Genomic DNA, 22,653 nt, shown 5'->3' on the forward strand with positions numbered 1-22,653 from the left:
ACTATTCAATTTAATCTCCCCACGTAGACTCAAAATGACCCTTACGCTCAGCTTCTTTTGGCAGTTGCATGTAATCACCGTATATTTTTGTCAAATATTCATCGGGATTTGCATGACAACTTATTTGTAAATTTTCAAATTCTAGTAATTGTGGTTCCCCGAACACTTCTTTTCTTGCGAGTTCTCGCTCGCGGTAAGAACCTAAGACATTTCCGACCATAGTACTAGTCTCGTAATCATATTGTTTGATGATATTTTGTAATTTTTTATTAATTTTTGAAGTGTTTAAAAGTTTATTTAATTTCAAAGTTTTTGAAACTTTTACAATCGCATTTTCGAACGAACCTCTATCTCTCTCATGTATGCGATCGATGACAGAAATTTTAGACAAGGCACGATACAATTTTATTTTATTCGTATGCAACCAGTAATGGATCCCATCTTCTGGATAACCATCTAAAGGAAAGATATCAATAAAAGGACTACACCATTCATTACCAAATTGAATTTGAATTGAAGTATCCATAATCGAAGTATTACCAAGATTATCGTCGTGAAGTCTTAAAATAACACTTTCAGGAAGCTCTTTCTCACAAATTGACAAGAATTTTTCATAATCTTTTCTAGGCATCCCTAAATCCATATCGTCATCCCATGGGATAAATCCTTTATGACGAATGGCACCGAGTAATGTCCCACCCAAGGCGTAATAACGCAAATCATGTCTTTTACAAAGATCGATATAACTTTCTAAAAGAGTTAACTCTCCTAATTGAATTTCTCTCACTTTATTCATAGAATCATTTTGCTCCATCTCTCATCAGCACTACTTTTATTGTTTTTAATAAAATTTCAAAATCTTTCCAAATTGTCCAATCATCGATATAAGCCACATCTAGTTTGACAACATCATCAAAGTTGGTAATTTCACTACGACCACTAATTTGCCACAAGCCAGTAATTCCTGGTTTGAAACTCAAACGACGTTTTTGTTCAGGTGTGTACTTTTCGTACTCATCTACGGTTGGTGGGCGTGTGCCGACTAGACTCATGTCGCCAATCAAAACATTCCAAAATTGTGGCAACTCATCCAAGCTAGTTTTTCGGATAAACTGTCCAATCTTTGTCACTCGAGGATCGTTATCGATCTTAAACATACCACCTTGCATCGTATTTTGATCCATCAACTGTTCCTTGATCGCTTCAGCATCGATTCTCATCGAACGGAATTTATAAAAGGTAAAGTAACGGCCATTTTTTCCGACACGAGTTTGTGAAAAGATTGCAGGCCCTCCATCTTTCCGAATCATGGGAACTAGAAATAGACTCGCAATTCCACAAAGGATCAACCCAACGATAGCACCACAAATGTCGAGGATGCGTTTGGCAATGACATGACTCTGCTTGTAAAAATTTGTAGAAAATGTTACTACATTCAAATCCGCCATCTCATGAATTTGTTTATCACGACCTAAGTTTTTATCAAAAGCATTGAGATTGACTGTGACAGCGATTCCCATTGTTTCAAACTGAGAAATAATAGCTCCAATGTCGTAGTCTTCACTTGGAAGATTGACAAAGACTTCATCCACTACCTCATGCGTTGTATAAGAGAGCAACTGTTCCCTTGGAACAACCGTCACCTTTTCATGAGTAAAGTCTGGCATGTCTAAAACACTGACTGCAACTAGTTCCCCTTGAACATCGTTAGCGGTTAATAAGCGATCCAACACCTTTTCAGTACGTGATATCGCTGTGACCAACAAAATCTTACGACTCCCTTTCAAATTATGGTTAAAGATTTTCCAATAGCGTTTTACAAAAAAACTAAGCAGATAATTCAAAACACCGTACAAGGAAAGTAAATAAATCATTCCTCGTCTAGAAATCACAAATTTCTCTTCTAGGAAAAAACTTGAAAAACTAATCAATAGGGCATAAAAGACGATGTATTTAACCGTTTCGGCTAATTCAACAGACTGATTGCGTTTGAAAAAGTCTCTACCGTAACCACTAATATAAAAAGCTACAAAGTGAAGAAAAAACAGGACGAATACTGTATTTGGAACAATATCAGTTTCTGAAATTGCAATCAGTATATAAGCTAACAAACTAACAAGTATACTCTGTAAGCATGCCAGAGTTACATTATAGAACCCTCTTCCCTCCATGCTGAACTCCCTAACTCCTGTTTACTTTTTCCCGTAGGAACCATAAGAACCATATTTTTCACGTTGAACATCAAATTTATTTAAAACCACTCCTAAAAACGGTGTCCCTGTGTGTTCCAACTGATTTTTAGCTTTTTGGACTTCTCTTCGTTTTGCCACACCAGCTTCTGCAACTAAAATGGATGCATCACATTTTTGGACGATAATGGCTGCATCGATTACAACTCCTATCGGTGCCGTATCAACGATGATATAGTCAAAATATTTGCGTAAGGTTTCAATCATAACCCCAAAATTTTCACTTTGCAAAAGAGCAGTTGGATTTGGAGAAACTGCTCCTGATTGGATGACAAATAAATTTTCAACATTTGTTTCACAGAGACCATGTGACAAATCTTGGGTTCCAGCTAGATAGTCCGTCAACCCTGTAATTTTTTCTCTCGACTTAAATATCCCAGACATAACTGAGTTTCGAATATCTGCATCGATTAATAGAGTCTTATATCCTGCATGCGCAAAAGCCCAAGCAACATTAGTAGCCGTTGTAGACTTTCCTTCACTAGGTTCGACTGATGTAACGGCGATAACCTTTAAGTTATTCCCACTCAGTTGTATATTTGTACGTAAAGCATTGTAATACTCTTCTACTTTTGTTACAAATTCAAGCTTTTGTTGCGCTAATTCTAACTTTGCCATAAGTTCTCCCTTACTTTAATTTATCTAGATTTGGAACAACTCCAAGGAGTGAGATGTTCATAACATCTTCGACATCTTCTGGACGTTTAACACGGTCATCTAATAGTTCAACTAATAGAATCACGACAATCACTAGTCCTGCCCCAGCACCAACACCCATCATTGTATTGCGACGGATATTTGGTGATGATGGTCCAGTAGCTGGACGGGCTTCTTCAAGAGTTGTTACATCTGAGACTCGAGTGACTGCGATGATTTTCTGTGCTGCAACTTCTCGAAGTGCATTTGCAATACGACTTGCTTCATCTGGTTTATGATCGCTAACCGAAATAGATACGATACGTGTATCTGCAGGAACTGTTACCTGAACCTTTTTCGCCAATGTTTTTGCATTGATGGCCAATCCAAGATCAGAAACTACCTTCTCTAGAACATCCTGGGACAGAATGATTTCACGGTAGTCCTTAACCAAGTATGTTCCTGCTTGTAGATCCTGATTTGTCAGTCCTGGTTTATCACTTTGGTTTCGGTTTACCACATAGATTCGCGTTGTACTTCTATACTCAGGTTTGACTACAAAACTACTATATGCAAAGGAAACAGCTCCTGCTACGATAGCTACAAGGAGAATTAGTAGCTTCTTTGCCCATAGCGCCTTTAACAACTGAATTACGTTGATTTCAACAGTATCTTGTTCTTTCATTTTTACTCCTATATTATTTGATCTTTAATGACTTTTTCAGGATTTTCCACAAAGAGTTCCCGAGCCTTATCTTGGCCATATCTTTTGCTCACTATCTCATAAGCCTCTCGCATATAAGGTGGACGACCCTCTAGATTATGCATATCACTAGCAACTATATGGACTAAGTCCCTCTCTAAGAAATAGCGAGCACGCTTTTTCATGAATTTATAGGTATCACCAAACAGTTTTGGTTTGAGGATACTCGAACTATTGACCTGGGTATAGCATCCCATATTAATGAGATCGTGCACCCTTTTTTCATTATTTTCCAAAGCATCATAACGTTCTATATGGGCAATAACAGGGGTTATTCCCAACATCAAAATATTGGTCAATGCGCTATGGATTTCACGATAAGGGGTATTCATGCTAAATTCTATCAAGGCATAGCGAGTGCCATTTAGTTGTGGAATCTGTTGGTTCTCTAATTTGTTTAAAGCATCACTGCTGTAATAGATTTCTGCTCCATACAAGATGGTTAAGTCGGGAGCAATCTCTTTAGCCAACTCCTTGACAACTTTAAAATTTCTTGCAATGTCCTCCTCTGGTGTTTCAAACATCCCCTTCCGACGGTGGGAGGTCGAAACGATAGTACGAACTCCTTGAGCATAAGCTTCCTTCAGGAGGGCTATACTCTCTGACTTATCTCTAGGACCATCGTCTACATCAAAAACTATGTGTGAATGGATATCAATCATCTTATTTTCCTTCCATGATATCTTTGATTTCTGTTTTGAGTGTCTCTAAGCTATTTGGATCCACCTCTAACATATAAAGGCTACTATCAGGCATAGCATAGGAAGGAAGATCCATTCGACCAGTTCCCTTTAGATCTCGAGTGATGACAGTATATTTTCCTCCACTTGCTAGTTGGGCATTTACTAAGCTAACCATGGTTTCAGGAGGCATATTGGTTTGTACAGAATCTTGCAGACTTTGCATAATATCATCAAAATTCTTTAAGGCTTCTGCTGAAGTTAGTTTTTGAATAATGGCAGCAATGACTTTTTGTTGATTACGTCCACGGTCACCGTCTCCATTAGTTAAGGAATAACGTTCACGAACAAAACCTAGAGCCTGCTCAGAGTTAAGATGAACATTTCCAACAGGGAAGTGATAGTTCCCATGAAGAGATGTGAAGTCTTGATCATTATAAACATCGACACCACCTAAGAGATCAATTAATTTCAAGAAGGAGGTGAAGTTGAGTCGTGCATAGTAATTTAGGTCAATTCCATAAAGATTTTCCAAAGTATGAATCGAAGCATCCACGCCGTAAATACCTGCATGGGTCAATTTATCATTTTGGTTATTACCGCCATCAGCTATAGGCACATAGGCATCACGAGGTGTCGTTGTCAAGAGAATTTTCTTGGTCTCTTGATTTACCGTCATGATGATATTGACATCCGAACGAGAAACGGAGCTAATCGGTCCGTATGTGTCAATCCCACTGATGTAGATATTAAAAGCCTTATTTTGAGAAACTTTAGGCGCATCAACGCTCTTGGTTAGTTCTTTGGTATAAATCTTCTTGATTTTTTTGGCGTGATCTGGATACTCTTGCTCGATCAGATTTTCAAAGACACTGTTCAAAACGATTGCCTTGGTCTCTCCAGCCAGCAAACTCTTATAAGCAGCAAGATAGGAAGCACTCTCTTCAACCGTTAAGTCTTTACTCTTACTTGCCTTAATATCATCGAGCAGTTTTTTGATATTCTCTGCATCTGTTTTAGTTGGGGCTGTCACACTGGATAATTCCGAGACATTCCCAATCTCGCTATCTGCCAAAACTGCAACACTGATAGAGTAACTAGAATAGTTAGATGTCGCATTTAGTTGATTTGCTAAGCTAATGAATTTATGGATTCCAATCAAAGAAACGGAATTCACAATGACCAGCACCACAAGTAAAATCATGGTGAAAATCTTAGCTTTTCTCTTTAGAATCAAAAACAAGGCTATTAGCGCAAATAGGGCCATAATGATTGCTATAAGGACATTGACATAGCTAATCGCTAAAATATGATACTTAAATATTAAAAACAGCAAAAAACAAGCGAGCATTGCATATACAAACAACAAAATAATATTGAAACTTTGTTGAAACTTGCTCGTCTTACTTTCTTTTAAACGTCTCCCCACCTTACACCTCTAGATAGTATTTTTATTTTTATTATATCATAAACCATTCTTCAATGCTATTTACACCTGTAAAATAAGCGTTTTCCTATTCAAATGACACTTTTCTGGAACAATTATTGATTATTCCATGTATTAAAAGTACACAAGAAAATAAAAAACGCATCATATCAGATATGCCATCATATTGATACAATGCGTTTTTTGATAAAAGATCTACTAAACGTTCTTCTCTAACAGAGTTTTTGTTCAGCTCTATTCTACATTATTTAATGTGCTTTTCAAAGTCTTTTTGACTCTTTTCGACTGAGTTTTTACGTTCTTGTTCCCATTTAGCTTTCGCTTCGTCAAATTGAGCAGTTGTTACTACCTCTGTTTGCAGTCTCATGTACTTGTAGTTACTTCCAGTACCTTTGATTCCGACAAGTGAGTAAGCTCGTGTAAATGGTGTCACACGCGTCACTGAAGCCCCACCACCGTTTGAATTTACAGGGAGCAATAACGAACTATCAATCAGCCAAGCTTGTGCGTCTGCATAGTTTTCATAGCGTTTGGCTACGTCTGTATTTTCTGCATCTGCCGCTTTCAATTTTTGAGTATATTGGTCCAATCCAATACTTGTAATCTTATCAGCATCCTTGCTTGGATCAAGTCCTAAAATCTTGAGATAGAATCCATCCTCAGCGTTGAAAGGATTGAGATAAGTTGATGGATCTTGGTAGTCTGCAGACCAACCATCCAAGTTCAAATCATAGTCATGATCAGCTGTGGTTGGTGCTTGGAATGTCGCATTGGCATAGTCTTCTGTTGAAATTTGAACTACATCAATCACTACATTTTCTGCCCCAAGAGTTGATTCGACAGATTGTTTAAGCGAATTAATCTTTGGAAGTAAGGTTTTGTTAACTTGGTCTACAGGCAAGTCCAAATGAATCGGGAAACTCACACCTTGAGCTTCTAACTCTTTCTTAGCCTCAGCAAATTGAGTTTGTGCTTTTTCTTTGTTGAAGTATCCATCTTGAGCATCTTCAAGATTCATATTTGACCACTGTGTTCCGTAGTTGACCAACTTAGATGAAACTGTCTCACCAAAGGTCTTATCTCCAACTTGTACGAAAGTTGGTGGGACAAGCGTGTTACGAAGAGTGTTTTTCGCAGCTTCTTCTCCATTAGACTGAGCTGAGTAGGCTGTACGATCAATTGCAAAGTTGATTGCTTGACGGAAGTTTTTATTTAAAATAGCAGCTTGGGTAGCTTGTTTTTGCTCATCACTAGTCTTAGCTGTATGATTGTATGCTTGACGGTTAACGTTAAAATTATAGTACCAAGATGTTGCATCTTGCAAGCTATAAACGATATTGTCCTTGTATTTTTCCTTTGTCTTAGCGAAGTTTGAGCTATTTGGGTAGACACCAGCAGACGAGTAGGCTCCGCTTTCGAAATTACGGATTGTCATATCTTGGTCAGAACCATCAACATAAGCCAATTTTACTCTTTCAATCGTTACTTTATCTTGATCGTAGTAATGAGGATTCTTCTTGTACTCAAGTGATGATTTTGATGTAAATTCTTTTAACAAATAAGGACCGCTATAGAGAATACTATCTGCTTTCAACTCTCCAAATTCTTTTCCTTTAGAAGTCAAGAATTCTTCATTAACAGGAAACAAGATACTGTTAGTTGTCTTAGAGTTCCAGAATGGCTCTGGTCGTGTCAAGGTATATTGGACAGTATAGTCATCCAAGGCTTTGACACCAACATTTGAAAAGTCAGTATTTGCACCTGTCACATAATCATCCAAACCCTTGATTGAGTTTTGAATCAAATCGAGTGCTTGACTCTTGTTGTCAGCTGCATATTTGATACCTGTAACAAAATCTTGTGCTTTAAGGGGAGCGTATTCTTCCCCATCAGCAGTGAACCATTTAGCATCCTGGCGAAGCTTGTAGGTGTAGCTCAAACCATCCTTCGAAACACTCCAGTCTTCTGCAAGAGCAGGAATGAGGTTTCCATAATTATCATTTTCAAGCAAACCATCTACAAGGTTAGTAATAACATTAGTATTGTCACCAGAGTAGTCCAAAAGGTAGTTGAAGGTTGTTGGGTCTGCACCAAAGGTAGACGAGTAGGTTTTAGCATCTGATGCTGATTTCCCGCATGCCGCCAATAAGACCGCCGCGGCAAGTGTCAACCCCGCTCCAATCAAACGTTTTTTAAGCTTCATGTTTCATTTCTCCTTTTATGTTAGGTTTTATAACATATTGCTATTTTATCAAATTTTGACCTAAAAGTAAAGTTATATCCTTATACTCTTCGAAAATCAAATTCAAACTGCGTCAACGTCGCCTTGCCGTACTCAAATACAGCCTGCGGCTAGTTTCCTAGTTTACTCTTTGATTTTCATTGAGTATTAATTGTTCGTTCGTAAATAAAAAGAGAAAAGAAAGAAATCCCGCTTTAAAACAGGATTTCTTTATTCATTACAAAAGACTATTTAACATGATTTGCTAGTTCTTTTTGGTATTTGGCATTTGTTTCGATTTTCTCTTTTTGCCATTTCTTGAGAGCTTCTTCATATTCTTTAGCTGTTACGATATCGTTTTGCAACTCTAAGCCTTTGAATACAAATGGATCACCCTTGATACCAACTTGAGAGTATGCTTTTGAGAATGGCACTGTGCGACTAACTGTCGGAGAACCACCTGAAGATGCTACAGGAATAAGGAGTGAGCTATCTGAAACCCAAGCTTGTGCTTTGGCATATTTTTCATAGCGTTTGTTAAGATCGCTTGTTTCTGATGCTGCATCATCCAAGAGTTTCTTGTACTCATCAAGTCCAACTTGAGCCATGACTTCTGGATCTTTACCTTTTGTGATACCCAAGTGTTTAAGAGCAGAACCCTTCTTAGCATCTAAGATATTGAGGTAGGTTGCTGGGTCTTGATAGTCTGGCCCCCAACCAGTTCCGTTCAAGTCATAGTCCTTTTGAGAAGGAACTTTAGCTTGAGATGTAATGCTCATTTTCTCATTGTCAGTCATTTGAAGTACATCGATGACAACATTTTCACTTCCAAGCGCTGCTTCAACAGACTGTTTGAGAGAGTTAGTTTGCTGTACAGCAATGACATCTGTCTGCTCAACTGGAATATCCAAATGGATTGGGAAGGTTACACCTTTGGCTTGCAATTCTGATTTTGCTTTTTCAAAGGCAGCTTTTGCTTTTGTTGGATTGTAAAGGGTATCTTTACCATCTGTCAAAGCTACATCTTTCCACTGGTCCCCGTATGTTACCAGTTGTTCCTGAGCCAATTCTCCGAAGGTCTTTTCACCAACTTGAACATAGTCATAAGGCACAAGGCTAGTACGGATAATCTTGTCTGCACCTTCTTCGCCATTCATCTGTGCAGAGTAAGCATGACGGTCAAGAGCGAAGTTGATAGCTTGACGGAAGTTTTTATTGAGAAGCGCTTCTTTAGTTGATGTTTTTTGGGCATCATCTGTCTTAGCTGTTTTATTGTAAGACTGACGATTTACGTTGAAAGTAAAGTAATAGCTTGTCGCTTCTTGCGGACTATAAACGATCTTATCGCCGTATTCTTTCTTAGTTGAATCAAAGCTTGAACTAGTTGGGAAGAGGCGAGCTGTCGTATATGAGCCTGACGCAAAGCTACGAATCAATGATTCTTGATCAGATCCATCGTAGAAAGTAAGCTTGACGTGGTCAATCTTAACATTGTCTTTGTCCCAATAATTTGGGTTCTTTTCGTACTCGATCACTGATTTTGAAGTGAAGTTCTTCAAAATATATGGACCATTGTAGAGAATCCCTGAAGGAGCTGCCGCACCGTAATCTTTTCCTTGAGAATTTAAGAATTCTTCATTAACGGGGAGCATAGTTGCTGTTGTCACCTTAGAATTCCAGAAGCTTTCTGGTTGGTTCAAGGTGTATTGAACAGTGTAGTCGTCAATTGCTTTAACTCCAACTGTTGAGAAGTCATTGCTTTCACCACTGACGTATTCTGCCAAACCTTTGATAGAATCTTGGATAAGAGTTAGGCCATCTGACTTACCATCTGCAGCATGCTTCAAACCTGTCACAAAGTCTTGGGCCTTGACTTCAGCATACTCTTCTCCTTCTGAAGTATACCATTTGACACCTTTACGTAGCTTGTAGGTGTAGGTCAAACCGTCCTGTGAAACAGACCAGTCTTCAGCAAGCGATGGAATCAAGTTTCCATATTTGTCATTTTCCAAGAGTCCGTCGACCAAGTTGGCAATGACGTCTGATGTTGAACTTTTACTAGTAACGCTATAGTCCAATGTTGTTGGATCAATAGCATATACATACGAAAATGTTGTTGGAGCATCTGCTTTTTTCTCAGTCTTGCCACAAGCCGCTAAAAGTAGAGCTGCGCTCATCGTTATCCCTGCTATTGCAAGCCACTTTTTCGATTTCATCGGTATTCTCCTTTAAAATACTATTTTTCACCATTATACCCTATTTTTATATAAAAGCAAGGGTTTTCATGGAATTTTTTAGAAAATTCAAACTAATATTTTTTAAAGAAATTTCTACACTTATTTTAGAAAAAAACTCAAGCATCTTAGTTACTTGAGCTTCTAGTTTTAATTAGCTAGCTCAACACAGAAGGCATCCCATGGAGCCAAGCTCTGTGTAATCAAAACTGCTTCTACTGAGGTATTTTCAATCAAGATAGACTTAACTGACCCTTCTACTGCAAACTCTTGCTGTCGGTTGGACAAATTGGCCACCACTAGGAAACGACGGTCTCCATCTTTACGGATATAAGCAAAGACTTTTTCAGCCGTATCAAGAAGTTCAAAGTCAGCACGAATCAACCAGCTATTTTCCTTACGAATTTCTACCAGTTTTTGATAAGTGTAAAAGATTGATTCTGGATTTGCTAAAGCTTCTTCTACATTTATCTTCGCATAGTTTGGATTTACAGCAAGCCAAGATTGACCATCTGAGAAACCAGCATTTTTTGTCGCATCCCACTGCATTGGGGTACGAGCATTATCACGCCCAATCACACGGATACTGTCCATAATTTCTTCTATTGGAACGCCTTTTTCAAGAGCTTCACGCGCATAGTTGAGGGATTCAATATCCTCTACTTGATCTAGCGTTTCAAACGGGAAATTGGTCATTCCAATCTCCTCTCCTTGGTAGATATAAGGAGTACCTCTCATAAGATGAAGCAAGATTGCATACGCTTTGGCAGATTTTTCACGGTAGTCTTGGTCATTTCCCCAGATAGAGACGATACGAGGGAGGTCATGGTTGTTCCAGAAGAGGGAATTCCAGCCATCTTCAACTCCCAACTCGGTCTGCCATTTGTTGAAAATCTCTTTTAATTTCCCTACATTTAGTTCTTTTTGGTACTGCCACTTAGGTTGCCCTTCCTGATACTGAAGACAGATATGTTCAAACTGGAAGACCATAGACAGTTCTTGTCCTTTAGGATCTGAATAGAGTTTAGCGATCTCTGGTGTTGCTCCCCAAGTTTCCCCTACTGTCAAAAGCTCTTTGTCGCCGAAAGTAGCCTGATTCATTTCCTTGAGATAGGGATGGAGCATAGGACCATTGTTGACAATCTTCTGGTCAGGAATTTTCCCAATCATGTCAATGACGTCCATACGGAATCCACCAATCCCTTTATCAATCCAGAAATTCATCATCTCATAGATTTTTTGGCGAAGTTCTTCATTTTCCCAGTTAAGGTCTGGTTGCTTCTTACTGAAAAAATGGAGATAGTATTGACCAGACTTTTCATCGTATTGCCAGGCAGAGCCACTGAAAATTGACTCCAATTCGTTAGGTTCATCACGCCAGATATAGTAGTCTCGCTCAGGACTATCAGGATTTTCACAAGCTTCAATAAACCAAGCATGCTCATCTGATGTATGATTGACCACCAAATCCATAATGATTCGGATATCTCGTTTTTTAGCCTCAGCAATCAGCTCATCCATATCTTCCATGGTTCCAAAAATAGTGGCGATATCTTGATAATTGGCAATATCATAACCATTGTCATCCATGGGGCTATCATAGACTGGAGAAAGCCAGATCGCTGTGATCCCTAAATTAGCTAGATAGTCTAGCTTACTGGTAATCCCAGGCAAATCACCAATCCCATCTCCATTGTTATCCCTAAAACTTTTTGGATAAACCTGATAAACAACGGCATTGTGCCACCATTTTTCTTGCATCTTTTTACCTCTTTTAATATTCACTTTATTCCATCATAGACTTTTTATCATTTTTATGCAATCGTTTGCTTTGTCTTTTTTTCTTACTTTTGTGACTCTCTAGTTTCTTATCTTCTATTTTTTTTATATAATAGAGGTCAGAGGTAAAAAAATGAAAAAACAAGCTTTTAGTTCTGAACAATATTTGAATCTACAACGCGACCATATTTTGGAGCGTATCAATCAATTTGATGGCAAGCTCTACTTGGAGTTTGGAGGCAAGATGCTGGAAGACTTCCATGCCGCTCGCGTACTTCCTGGTTATGAACCAGACAACAAAATTAAACTCTTGCAAGAGTTGAAAGAGCAAGTTGAGGTTGTTATCGCTATTAACGCTAGCAATATCGAACACTCAAAAGCTCGTGGAGACTTGGGCATTTCTTATGACCAAGAAGTGCTTCGTTTGATTGATAAATTCAACGAGCTAGGTATCTTTGTAGGTTCAGTTGTTATTACTCAATATGCTGGCCAACCTGCAGCAGATGCTTTCCGCAATCAATTAGCTAAAAACGGTATCGACTCTTATCTTCACTACCCAATCAAAGGGTATCCGACAGATATGGATCACATCATCTCTCCAGAAGGTATGGGGAAAAACGACTATATCAAAACCAGCCGCAATTTGATTGTCGTTACAGCTCCTGGACCTGGGTCAGGTAAGTTGGCAACTTGTATGTCTAACATGTACCACGACCAACTAAATGGCATTAAGTCTGGTTATGCTAAATTTGAAACCTTCCCAGTTTGGAACCTTCCTCTCCATCATCCAGTCAACTTAGCTTATGAAGCGGCAACAGCAGACCTAGATGACGTTAATATGATTGACCCATTCCATCTCCAAACTTACGGAGAAACAACAGTCAACTACAACCGCGATATCGAGATTTTCCCTGTCCTTAAGCGTATGCTAGAACGTATCTTGGGTGAGTCTCCTTATGCATCTCCAACTGACATGGGTGTAAATATGGTTGGTTTTGCAATTACTGATAATGACGCTGCAATTGAAGCATCTAAACAAGAAATTATCCGTCGCTACTATCAAACAGTTCTCGACTTTAAGGCTGAAAAAGTTGCTGAGTCTGCTGTCAAGAAAATCGAACTTCTTATGAACGATCTCGGTATCACACCAGCTGACCGTAAGGTAGCTGTAGCCGCTCGTCAAAGAGCTGAAGAAACAGACGGACCAGCTCTGGCTCTTGAATTACCATCTGGTGAAATCGTTACAGGTAAGAACTCCGAACTCTTCGGCCCAACAGCTGCTGCCTTGATCAATGCTATCAAGAAGTCAGCAAATATCGATGCAGAAACAAAATTAATTGAACCAGAAGTGGTGAAACCAATCCAAGGTTTAAAAATCAATCACCTGGGCAGCCGTAACCCTCGACTCCACTCAAATGAAATCCTCATCGCCCTTGCTATCACAGCAATGCAGAATCCTGATGCAGATCGTGCCATGAAAGAACTCGGAAATCTCAAAGGAAGCGAAGCTCACTCTACGATTATCCTAACAGACGAAGACAAAAATGTGCTTCGCAAACTAGGTATCAACGTAACCTTTGATCCTTACTATCAATACGATCGTTTGTATCGCAAGTAAAATACGACACTCACTCCTCTAAGAGCTGGATCCTTAGCATCCAGCTCTTAGAGTTTTTTTATAGCTTGCAAGTTTTCTACAAGCATATCTTTCAAAAAGAATTCTCATTTTAATAGAAACTGGGATACCATTTAATTTTAGATTTATTTCTAATGAATCCTTAAAAGGAGTGATACTCAATGAAAATCAAAGAGCAAACTAGGAAACTAGCCGCAGGTTGCTCAAAGCACTGCTTTGAGGTTGTAGATGAAACTGACGAAGTCAGCTCAAAGCACTGTTTTGAAGTTGTGGATAGAACTGACGAAGTCAGCTCAAAGCACTGTTTTGAAGTTGTGGATAGAACTGACGAAGTCAGTAACCATACCTACGGCAAGGCGACGTTGACGCGGTTTGAAGAGATTTTCGAAGAGTATGAATCAATCCTCTTCAATCTTGACTTGAACTACCTTGGCTGAGATCTTGATCCATTTTCTCTACAATAAATAATACTGACTGCGTCACTCTTATCTAAAACCTCAAAGCGATGCTTGGAGATATCTACACAAGAGAACTACTTTGGTCATTGATTTTCATTGAATATACAAAAAAGTGAACAAGACAGTATTCTGATTTTCAGAAAACTATCTAGTTCACTTTTGCTTATGATTTAATTTTTTGGTTTATTCTACCGTTACTGACTTAGCAAGGTTACGTGGTTTGTCCACGTCGAGTCCACGGTGTAGGGTTGCAAAGTAAGCGACTAATTGCGTTGGTACGACCATTGAGATTGGTGAGAGGTAAGGGTGGACGGTCGTAAGAACAATGTCGTCTGTATCTTTGGCAACATTTTCTTCTGCAATGGTGAGAACCTTAGCACCACGAGCTGCCACTTCTTGGATATTTCCACGAGTGTGGTTAGCAAGAACTGGATCTGACAAGAGAGCCAAAACAGGTGTTCCATCTTCGATCAAGGCAATCGTTCCGTGCTTGAGTTCTCCAGCCGCAAAACCTTCACATTGGATGTAAGAAATCTCTTTGAGTTTGAGACTAGCTTCCATAGCCACATAGTAGTCTTGACCACGTCCGATGTAAAAGGCGTTGCGTGTTGTTTCAAGGAGGTCACGAACTTTAGCATCAATCAATTCTTTTTCTGAAAGAGTTGATTCGATAGACTGAGCCACGATTGACAACTCATGAACCAGGTCAAAGGCTTGCGCTTTAGCATTGCCATTTGCTTCACCAACCGCTTTTGCAAGGAAGGCAAGGGCTGCTATTTGGGCTGTATAAGCCTTAGTTGACGCTACGGCAATTTCAGGACCTGCATGAAGCAACATAGTATGGTTGGCTTCACGTGACAGAGTTGAACCTGGAACGTTTGTCACTGTTAAGCTTGGAATTCCCATTTCATTGGCCTTAACCAAAACCTGACGGCTATCAGCTGTTTCACCAGATTGGCTGATAAATATGAAGAGTGGTTTCTTGCTGAGAAGTGGCATACCATACCCCCACTCAGATGAGATTCCAAGTTCAACTGGCGTATCTGTCAATTCTTCCAACATCTTCTTAGAAGCAAATCCTGCATGGTAAGAAGTCCCAGCTGCGAGAATGTAGATGCGGTCTGCATCTTGAACAGCCTTGATGATAGCTGGATCAACCACTACTTGACCAGCCTCATCTGTGTAGGCTTGGATTAACTTACGCATCACCGTTGGCTGCTCATCGATTTCCTTGAGCATGTAGTAAGGATATGTCCCCTTACCGATATCTGACAAGTCAAGCTCCGCAGTGTAGCTAGCACGCTCATGGCTGTTACCATCATAGTCTTGCACTTCAACGCTATCAGCTTTTACGATAACCAACTCTTGGTCATGGATTTCCATGTATTGGTTAGTTTCACGAATCATAGCCATGGCATCTGAGCAGACCATATTGTAGCCATCTCCAAGACCAATCAAGAGTGGTGATTTGTTCTTGGCCACGTAGATGACATCTGGATTTTCAGAGTCGATTAAGGCAAAGGCATATGAACCACGGATGATGTGAAGAGCTTTTTTGAAAGCTTCAAGTACTGACAAGCCGTCTTCTTCTGCAAATTTTCCAATCAAGTGAACAGCGATTTCTGTATCTGTTTGTCCCTTGAAGTGATGAACTGTAAGGTATTCTTCCTTGATTTCAAGATAGTTTTCAATCACACCGTTGTGCACCAAGACAAAACGTCCTGTCTCAGAGCGGTGTGGGTGAGCATTGTCTTCTGTTGGTTTCCCGTGAGTCGCCCAACGAGTATGTCCGATACCAGTTGTTCCCTCAACACCAGCAGTTTTAGCAGATAATTCTGCGATACGACCAACCGCCTTCACTAAATGGTTTTCAGCACCACCTAGGACAAAAATCCCCGCAGAATCATAACCACGGTATTCGAGCTTTTCAAGCCCTTGAATCAAAATATCAGTTGCATTTGTGTTTCCAACAACACCAACAATTCCACACATAGTATATACGACACAGTCAAGCTGTGCTTTCCCCTTAAAATTGGTATAGTCTAATTCTTCTTTTATAGAATCAGCAAAAACAGTATATACTTGTTTTTTTTACTTGTCAAGAATAAAAATTGGTATAGCGTGATTCTACTGATTCTTTATACTAAAAATCTTTTATATTTCATCTAAAGCAAGTATTAAAAAAGGGCTCTATCACCCTTAATAACTACTATTTTGTAGCAAGCTTTTCTGCTTCTACTACTTCTTGAAACGTTTTTTGATAATTTACTTTAATCGTCATTGTCATGTGAGAGTCCTCGTTTCTTTTTGATGAACCTAGTATAAAATCCCTTCCTAAAACATAGCTTATATTTTCCTTAGAAAAAACTAAAAGTAACTTGTGACTCAATGAAAACGAAAGAGCAAACTAGAAAGCTAGTCACAGCTTTCTCTAAGCACTGCTTTCAGCTTACCAGATAGACTAAGACCTCGTTTGGAACGATGTTTAAGGTTATACATTCAATGAATAATTTATCATAATCCCTTACCTGAGAATCCCCAGACAAAAAGAGCGTTATCGCTCTTTTACTTAGTATTTAGGAGAAGGTGCTTGCTCCTGTTGAAACGTTTTTTGGTAATTTACTTTAATCGTCATTGTCATGTGAGAGTCCTCGTTTCTTTTTGATGATTCTAGTATAGGCAATAACCCTAAAAGCAAACTTAAGATTTTCTTAGAGAAAGCTTATACTCAATGAAAATCAAAGAGCAAACTAGGAAACTAGCCGCAGGGTGCTCAAAACACCGTTTTGAGGTTGTGGATAGAACTGACGAAGTTAGCTCAAAACACTGTTTTGAGGTTGTAGATGGAACTGACGTAGTCAGTATCCTACATATACGGCAAGGCGACGTTGACGTGGTTTGAAGAGATTTTTGAAGAGTATTAATCTAAATGTTCTTTCTTTTCTAGATTTAGGGCAATCATATGCCACTCTGGGTCCTCCTGCCAGTTAGACAGTGAGCTGATATAACTTGCTACCTTACGTGCTTCTTCAAGTATTGGGAAGTCCTCGATAATATCAGCCACTTGAAACTCTGGTAGACCTGACTGTCTGGTTCCAAAAATCTCACCCGAACCGCGCATTTTCAAATCTTCCTCCGCAAGGACAAAACCATTGGTCGTTTCTGTCATGATACGCATGCGGTCTTTACCTGAGTCCGTTTTAGGATTAGCCACAAGAACCGCATAGGACTGCTTCTCCCCACGACCGACACGACCTCTGAGCTGATGAAGCTGACTAAGTCCGAAACGGTCAGCATCCATGATAATCATGACTGTTGCATTTGGCACATTGACCCCAACCTCGATAACCGTTGTCGAAACCAGAATATCAGTCTTTCTATCTTTAAACTCCTGCATAATCTGGTCTTTTTCATCACTCTTCATCTTCCCGTGTAAGAGAGCTACTTTTGCTTTTCCTGCAAAATGATCCGTCAATTCTTCCGATAAAGTAATAGCATTTTTAAGATCTAGGGCTTCAGATTCTTCAATCAAGGGCGAAATAACATAGGCTTGAGAACCTTTTTGAATTTCTCCTTCCAACCAAGTCAGGACCTGTGGTAATTGCTCATGCTTGATCCAGCGAGTTACGATTGGTTTGCGCCCAGCAGGCATCTGGTCAATAATGGAAACATCCATATCTCCAAAGGCGGTGATGGCTAAGGTTCGTGGAATCGGAGTCGCCGTCATCATGAGGACATCTGGATTCTCTCCTTTTTCACGTAAAATACGTCTTTGTCCCACACCAAAACGGTGTTGCTCGTCGATGATAATCAAACCGAGTTTAGCATAGTCTACCCCATCTTGAATCAGAGCATGAGTTCCGATAATCACATCGACCTCACCCTTGGCAATGGTCTCTAAAACCGTACGTTTTTCTGCAGCTTTTAATGAACCTGTTAGGAGAGCTAGTTTTAAATCAGGAAAGAGACTTTCTAGACTTTCAAAATGTTGCTCTGCAAGAATCTCTGTTGGAACCATGAGGGCAGCCTGATAACCAGCCGTTACGGCTGCGTACATGGCAAGACCTGCTACCACTGTCTTCCCGCTTCCTACATCCCCTTGTAAGAGTCGATTCATGTGATGGTACGACTTCATATCGGTCAGGATTTCTTGCAGGCTCTTTTCTTGTGCTTGGGTCAAAGCAAAAGGCAAATTTTCTTTAACCGCAGTTAGTTTTTCCTGGGACCAATTCAGGACCAGACCACTTCCATGAACCTTATTTTCAGACTTGAGGGTCTGTAATTGCATTTGGAAATAGAAAAGTTCCTCAAACTTGATTCGACGGAGAGCCTGCTTGTATTCTGCCAAATCCTTAGGAAAATGCATAGCACGAACAGCCTGACAGCGAGACATGAGTTTGTATTTGTCTAGCAAGGATTGAGGGAGATTTTCCTCTATCAAGAGATCTAGCCCCTGATCAAAGGCGGTTTTAATGACCTTAACAAGGCTTGCTTGACTAACTCCTTGTGCAAGACGATAGACAGGTTGAAGGTCGTCCTCCACTTGGGCTAAAACCTTCATCCCTGTGAGACTAGCCTTGGCGCGATCCCACTTACCAAAAACGGCTAGAGTCGCTCCTAGCTCAATCTTGTCAGCCAGGTAGGGTTGGTTAAAGAAGTTAACTGCAAACACAACCTCTCCCTGCTTGAGACTAAAGCGTAGACGATTGCGCTTAAAACCATAATACTGAACACTAGCTGGTGTTACTACCTGACCAGATAGGACAGCCTTTTCACCATCTTCTAACTCTAGCACCTGCTTGGTCTTAAAATCTTCATAACGGAAAGGAAAGTAGAGCAAGAGATCTTGCAGGTTTTCGATTCCTAGTTTGGCATATTTCTCTGCTGACTTTGGTCCCACGCCAGGCAAGACATGCAAGGGTTGGTGTAAATTCATGCTCCTCTCCTTTCCTTCTTTCTTTTAATGATATTCTCTCGGAATTCGATCACTGAGGAGACAAACTACCTCATAATTGATCGTTCCACGGTAAACCGCTACATCTGTTGCAGTAATCTCCTTGTCACCGTTTGAGCCAATCAAGGTTACCTTGGTACCTAATGGATACAGCTTAGGTAAACGAACCGTGATTTGGTCCATGGATACTCGCCCTACGATAGGGCACAATTGTCCATCCACCAGAACTGAGAAATTCTGCATATCTCGTGTCCAACCATCAGCATAACCTATCGGTACCGTTGCAATGACTTGTTCACTGTCTGCCTGATAAGTCGCTCCATAGCCCATACAAGCCCCAGCATCTACTGTTTTGATATGAACGATGGCTGTTTCCAAGGTCAAAGCAGGTTTTAGTTCATAAGGCAATTCTAAAACTTGTCCGCTTGGATTGAGACCATACATGGAATCTCCCATACGAACAGCATTGAAAATCGTTTCCGAATGCCATAGAGTCGTTGCTGAGTTACTCGCATGGACTAGTTCTGGTACTTCTTGCAAGTCAGCTAGGATTCCCTTAAAGCATTCTAACTGTTGATTAAAGTAGCTATCTGATTCTTCATCTGCAGTCGCAAAATGGGTAAAGATTCCCTCAATATTTGCTCCATGTTCCTTGAGTAAAGTTTGAGCTTGTGCTGCCTCGCTTGCACTTCTAAAACCAATTCGCCCCATACCTGAGTCAATTTTAAGATGAACGGTTAAACCTGACAAGTCTGACTCTGTCGCTATGAGTTTCTGGATCCATTCCAATCCAGCCACTGTCAAAGTAATAGCATACTCCTTAGCCAATGAAAGAGATTCAACCTCAGATACTCCCAAAATGAGAATTTTCTTAGAAATTCCTGCTTGACGGAGTTCGAGGGCTTCATCGATATTAGAAACGCAAAAACCATCGACATCATCCTGGATAGCCGTAGCAACAGCTACCGCTCCGTGTCCGTAAGCATTGGCTTTCACAACCGCCCATTTAAGAGTATCTTTAGGAATGTGCTCTCCCATTTGTTGGATATTGTAGCGGATAGCACCCAGATTGATGAGGGCCTTGGTTGGTCTATGTGGACTAGTTTTCATAATTTTCCTCCAAAATAACACTAGCTGTCACAAACTGATCTGTATGGCTGATCGATAGCCACACTTTCCCTGAAAACGGGGATTTGCTGAAGTAGGGAGCCCCTCTTTCATTGTTCAAAACTTCCAAGTCCTGAAAACCTAATTTCCCAATTCCCGTTCCCATAGCCTTTGAGAAAGCCTCTTTTGCTGACCAACGCCCAGCCAAATACTCGATTTGTCTACGACCTTTGAGACTGGCAAAGCGCTCCATTTCCTTGTCTGTCAAGACACGCCGTGCAAATCCTTCTCTTTTTTCAACTGCATTTTGTATGGAAGCTAATGCTTCAATATCAATTCCGTGTCCAACTATCATTTTCGTCAAAAGGAGTTGAGATACCCCCAACTCCATCCTTTTCACTTATTTTGTTAAGGTAGTATAGATTTCTTCTACCAGGGCTACTGTGTTTTCCCATCCTAGACATGGGTCTGTAATGGAACAACCAAAGATTTCTGGTTGGTTTTGGCGACCATCTGCCAAGTAGGATTCAATCATGAAACCTCGAACTGTTTTCTTAATCTTTTCATTCCAGTCACGGTTGAGCAGAGCCTGGCGAACAATTCGAACTTGCTCCATATATTGCTTCCCTGAATTATCATGGTTGGTATCAATCATGATAAAGGGATTTTCAAGCCCCATAGACTCGTAACGCCCGATAGCATTTAAGAGAGTTTCATAGTAGAAGTTTGGTTCATTTTTCCCATATTCATTCATAGCTCCACGAAGGATAACGTGAGCTAGGGGATTACCTGAATTCTCAACTTCTTGTCCATGGTAAAGAAATGTTTGCTTGTTTTGTGCAGCATAGATGGCATTAAACATAACAGACAGATTTCCAGAGGTTGGATTTTTCATACCCACTGGTGCATCAATCCCTGAAGCTACAAAACGGTGTTCCTGATCTTCTACTGAACGCGCACCCACTGCATGGTAGCTCACCAAGTCATCAACCAAGACTAGATTGGATGGATAAAGCATTTCATCTGCTGTAGTCAATCCAGTTTCTGTAATAACTCGATAATGAAGCTGACGAACAGCCTGTAAACCATTAATCAAACTTGGTGCTTTAGAAGTATCTGGCTGATGAACCAACCCCTTGTAGCCATCTCCATTGGTACGTGGCTTGGCTGTGTAAACACGCATGACCATGAAAATCTTATCCGTAACTTTCTTCTGCAAGTCTGCTAAACGGCGAGCATATTCAAGCACTGCTTCTTCATTGTCAGACGAACAAGGTCCAATGACCAAAAGAATACGGTCATCCTTACCAGATAGAATATCAGCCAGTTCTTGGTCTCGGCTTTCCTTATGTTGCAATGTTTCTGCAGATAGTTGTGTTTCCGCCTTAATCGCTTCAATATCGATTTCTTGACCTTTTTCAATAAATGCCATATTATTCTCCTAGTCTTTGGTAGATTTCGCGAACAAGAGACTCAGTATTTTCCCATCCTAGACATGGATCGGTGATAGATTTTCCAAAGACCTCTGGTTCATTTTGACGACCATCTTCTAGATAAGACTCAATCATGAAACCACGGACATATTTTTTAATCTTTTCATTCCAGTCGCGGTTAATCAAGGTCTGACGAACGATGCGAATCTGATCCATGTACTGCTTGCCTGAGTTGTCATGGTTGGTATCAATGATGATAAATGGATTTTCAAGTCCCATCTTTTCATACTGGGCAATGGTATCCATCAAATTATCGTAGTAGTAGTTAGGAATATTTTTCCCGTATTCATTGAGGGCACCACGGAGAATAGCATGCGATAGAGGATTTCCAGTCGTTTCAACTTCTTTCCCTAGGAAAAGGAAACTTTGTTTGTTTTGAGCCGCATAAATACCGTTGAACATGACATTGAGATTTCCAGACGTTGGATTTTTAAAACCTGTTGGGAAATCTGCTCCACTGGCTACAAAACGGTGTTGCTGGTCTTCAACTGAACGAGCTCCTACTGCCATGTAAGAAATCAAGTCATCTACCAAAGGAAGGTTTTCTGGGTACAACATTTCATCCGCTGTCGTCATTCCTGTTTCAGAAATAACACGATAGTGCAAATGGCGAACCGCCTTGATCCCATTGATGAGACTAGGTGCTTCTTTGGCATTTGGTTGGTGAATCAAGCCCTTATAGCCATCACCATTAGTACGTGGTTTAGCAGTGTAAACACGCATGACCATAAAAACGCGGTCTTTGACTTCTTCTTGCAGTTTTGACAAACGCTTAGCATATTCGAGAACTGCTTCTTCATTGTCAGATGAACACGGACCAATCACCAACAAAATACGCTGATCTTCACCACGAATAATCGCTTCAAGCTCTTGATCGCGTTGCTGTTTATTGGCCAGCGCTTGTCCTTCTAATTTAGACAAACTACGAACTTCTTCAATATTAATTTTAGGGCTTTTGGCTGTAAATACCATGATTCATCCTCCTTATAAAGCAAA

The 22,653-nt window shown here is 40.1% G+C and carries 18 protein-coding genes; 3 read left to right on the forward strand and 15 right to left on the reverse strand.

Annotation, left to right across the window (positions count from 1 at the left end; genetic code table 11):
- Positions 1-10: 10 nt before the first annotated feature.
- The 9 genes from QM911_RS04095 to QM911_RS04135 form a co-directional block, all read right to left on the reverse strand.
- Positions 11-796 (reverse strand): LicD family protein, encoded by a 786-nt coding sequence (locus QM911_RS04095; protein WP_414265940.1) that lies wholly within the window; start codon positions 794-796, stop codon positions 11-13.
- A 4-nt stretch (positions 797-800) separates the two neighbouring features.
- Positions 801-2,171, reverse strand: a complete 1,371-nt coding sequence (locus QM911_RS04100) for a sugar transferase (RefSeq protein ID WP_414313202.1) — start codon at positions 2,169-2,171, stop codon at positions 801-803.
- A gap of 21 nt (positions 2,172-2,192) precedes the next feature.
- Positions 2,193-2,867 carry a tyrosine-protein kinase gene (locus tag QM911_RS04105; protein ID WP_414313203.1) on the reverse strand — a complete coding sequence of 225 codons (675 nt, stop codon included), beginning with the start codon at positions 2,865-2,867 and terminating at the stop codon, positions 2,193-2,195.
- A 10-nt stretch (positions 2,868-2,877) separates the two neighbouring features.
- Positions 2,878-3,570: a capsular polysaccharide biosynthesis protein gene (locus tag QM911_RS04110; protein WP_414313204.1), complete on the reverse strand. Its 693-nt coding sequence runs from the start codon at positions 3,568-3,570 to the stop codon at positions 2,878-2,880.
- A gap of 8 nt (positions 3,571-3,578) precedes the next feature.
- On the reverse strand, positions 3,579-4,310 hold the full coding sequence (cps4B, locus tag QM911_RS04115; protein ID WP_414313205.1) for a capsular polysaccharide biosynthesis protein Cps4B: 732 nt from the start codon (positions 4,308-4,310) through the stop codon (positions 3,579-3,581).
- Between the two features lies 1 nt (position 4,311).
- The gene (locus QM911_RS04120; protein ID WP_414313206.1) at positions 4,312-5,757 is read right to left on the reverse strand and encodes an LCP family protein; all 1,446 of its coding nucleotides are present in this window, start codon (positions 5,755-5,757) and stop codon (positions 4,312-4,314) included.
- Positions 5,758-6,019: 262 nt separating this feature from the next.
- Positions 6,020-7,978 carry a peptide ABC transporter substrate-binding protein gene (locus QM911_RS04125; RefSeq protein ID WP_414313207.1) on the reverse strand — a complete coding sequence of 653 codons (1,959 nt, stop codon included), beginning with the start codon at positions 7,976-7,978 and terminating at the stop codon, positions 6,020-6,022.
- A 266-nt stretch (positions 7,979-8,244) separates the two neighbouring features.
- Positions 8,245-10,212, reverse strand: coding sequence for a peptide ABC transporter substrate-binding protein (locus QM911_RS04130; protein WP_414313208.1), 1,968 nt, complete (start codon positions 10,210-10,212; stop codon positions 8,245-8,247).
- A 168-nt stretch (positions 10,213-10,380) separates the two neighbouring features.
- Positions 10,381-11,991, reverse strand: coding sequence for a glycoside hydrolase family 13 protein (locus tag QM911_RS04135; RefSeq protein WP_414313209.1), 1,611 nt, complete (start codon positions 11,989-11,991; stop codon positions 10,381-10,383).
- A gap of 151 nt (positions 11,992-12,142) precedes the next feature.
- Between QM911_RS04135 and QM911_RS04140 the strand changes: the two genes are divergently transcribed.
- Positions 12,143-13,627 (forward strand): DUF1846 domain-containing protein, encoded by a 1,485-nt coding sequence (locus QM911_RS04140; RefSeq protein WP_414313210.1) that lies wholly within the window; start codon positions 12,143-12,145, stop codon positions 13,625-13,627.
- A 179-nt stretch (positions 13,628-13,806) separates the two neighbouring features.
- Complete coding sequence (locus QM911_RS04145) at positions 13,807-14,082, forward strand: hypothetical protein (protein WP_045762826.1); 276 nt, start codon at positions 13,807-13,809, stop codon at positions 14,080-14,082.
- 204 nt (positions 14,083-14,286) lie between these two features.
- Here QM911_RS04145 and glmS read toward each other — a convergent pair whose 3' ends face one another.
- Positions 14,287-16,095: a glutamine--fructose-6-phosphate transaminase (isomerizing) gene (gene glmS, locus QM911_RS04150; protein WP_414313211.1), complete on the reverse strand. Its 1,809-nt coding sequence runs from the start codon at positions 16,093-16,095 to the stop codon at positions 14,287-14,289.
- 739 nt (positions 16,096-16,834) lie between these two features.
- On the opposite strand from glmS, the gene QM911_RS04155 reads away from it, so the two are divergent.
- Positions 16,835-17,005: a hypothetical protein gene (locus QM911_RS04155; protein ID WP_045762824.1), complete on the forward strand. Its 171-nt coding sequence runs from the start codon at positions 16,835-16,837 to the stop codon at positions 17,003-17,005.
- Positions 17,006-17,023: 18 nt separating this feature from the next.
- Here QM911_RS04155 and recG read toward each other — a convergent pair whose 3' ends face one another.
- Genes recG through QM911_RS04180 form a run of 5 tightly spaced genes read right to left on the reverse strand, consistent with a single transcriptional unit; the run spans position 17,024 to position 22,629 of the window.
- Positions 17,024-19,039, reverse strand: coding sequence for an ATP-dependent DNA helicase RecG (recG, locus tag QM911_RS04160; RefSeq protein ID WP_414313212.1), 2,016 nt, complete (start codon positions 19,037-19,039; stop codon positions 17,024-17,026).
- A 24-nt stretch (positions 19,040-19,063) separates the two neighbouring features.
- On the reverse strand, positions 19,064-20,167 hold the full coding sequence (gene alr / locus QM911_RS04165) for an alanine racemase (protein WP_414313213.1): 1,104 nt from the start codon (positions 20,165-20,167) through the stop codon (positions 19,064-19,066).
- Positions 20,157-20,519 carry a holo-ACP synthase gene (gene acpS, locus QM911_RS04170; protein ID WP_153225249.1) on the reverse strand — a complete coding sequence of 121 codons (363 nt, stop codon included), beginning with the start codon at positions 20,517-20,519 and terminating at the stop codon, positions 20,157-20,159. Before acpS ends, alr begins: the two co-directional genes overlap by 11 nt.
- Positions 20,520-20,564: 45 nt before the next feature.
- Positions 20,565-21,596, reverse strand: coding sequence for a 3-deoxy-7-phosphoheptulonate synthase (locus tag QM911_RS04175; RefSeq protein ID WP_414313214.1), 1,032 nt, complete (start codon positions 21,594-21,596; stop codon positions 20,565-20,567).
- A 1-nt stretch (position 21,597) separates the two neighbouring features.
- A complete protein-coding gene (locus QM911_RS04180; RefSeq protein ID WP_414313215.1) occupies positions 21,598-22,629 on the reverse strand; it encodes a 3-deoxy-7-phosphoheptulonate synthase in 1,032 nt (343 codons plus the stop codon).
- Positions 22,630-22,653 lie beyond the last annotated feature (24 nt).

This window comes from Streptococcus infantis, from assembly GCF_047460825.1.
In the GTDB taxonomy this organism is placed as follows: Bacteria; Bacillota; Bacilli; order Lactobacillales; family Streptococcaceae; genus Streptococcus; species Streptococcus infantis_V.

What these genes read in the sequence shown, in the direction of transcription:
- QM911_RS04095 (WP_414265940.1), bottom strand. Translation starts at nt 796, where the DNA reads ATGAATAAAGTGAGAGAAATTCAATTAGGAGAGTTAACTCTTTTAGAA.
- QM911_RS04100 (WP_414313202.1), bottom strand. Translation starts at nt 2,171, where the DNA reads ATGGAGGGAAGAGGGTTCTATAATGTAACTCTGGCATGCTTACAGAGT.
- QM911_RS04105 (WP_414313203.1), bottom strand. Translation starts at nt 2,867, where the DNA reads ATGGCAAAGTTAGAATTAGCGCAACAAAAGCTTGAATTTGTAACAAAA.
- QM911_RS04110 (WP_414313204.1), bottom strand. Translation starts at nt 3,570, where the DNA reads ATGAAAGAACAAGATACTGTTGAAATCAACGTAATTCAGTTGTTAAAG.
- cps4B (WP_414313205.1), bottom strand. Translation starts at nt 4,310, where the DNA reads ATGATTGATATCCATTCACACATAGTTTTTGATGTAGACGATGGTCCT.
- QM911_RS04125 (WP_414313207.1), bottom strand. Translation starts at nt 7,978, where the DNA reads ATGAAGCTTAAAAAACGTTTGATTGGAGCGGGGTTGACACTTGCCGCG.
- QM911_RS04130 (WP_414313208.1), bottom strand. Translation starts at nt 10,212, where the DNA reads ATGAAATCGAAAAAGTGGCTTGCAATAGCAGGGATAACGATGAGCGCA.
- QM911_RS04135 (WP_414313209.1), bottom strand. Translation starts at nt 11,991, where the DNA reads ATGCAAGAAAAATGGTGGCACAATGCCGTTGTTTATCAGGTTTATCCA.
- QM911_RS04140 (WP_414313210.1), top strand. Translation starts at nt 12,143, where the DNA reads ATGAAAAAACAAGCTTTTAGTTCTGAACAATATTTGAATCTACAACGC.
- QM911_RS04145 (WP_045762826.1), top strand. Translation starts at nt 13,807, where the DNA reads ATGAAAATCAAAGAGCAAACTAGGAAACTAGCCGCAGGTTGCTCAAAG.
- glmS (WP_414313211.1), bottom strand. Translation starts at nt 16,095, where the DNA reads ATGTGTGGAATTGTTGGTGTTGTTGGAAACACAAATGCAACTGATATT.
- QM911_RS04155 (WP_045762824.1), top strand. Translation starts at nt 16,835, where the DNA reads ATGAAAATCAAAGAGCAAACTAGGAAACTAGCCGCAGGGTGCTCAAAA.
- recG (WP_414313212.1), bottom strand. Translation starts at nt 19,039, where the DNA reads ATGAATTTACACCAACCCTTGCATGTCTTGCCTGGCGTGGGACCAAAG.
- alr (WP_414313213.1), bottom strand. Translation starts at nt 20,167, where the DNA reads ATGAAAACTAGTCCACATAGACCAACCAAGGCCCTCATCAATCTGGGT.
- acpS (WP_153225249.1), bottom strand. Translation starts at nt 20,519, where the DNA reads ATGATAGTTGGACACGGAATTGATATTGAAGCATTAGCTTCCATACAA.
- QM911_RS04175 (WP_414313214.1), bottom strand. Translation starts at nt 21,596, where the DNA reads ATGGCATTTATTGAAAAAGGTCAAGAAATCGATATTGAAGCGATTAAG.
- QM911_RS04180 (WP_414313215.1), bottom strand. Translation starts at nt 22,629, where the DNA reads ATGGTATTTACAGCCAAAAGCCCTAAAATTAATATTGAAGAAGTTCGT.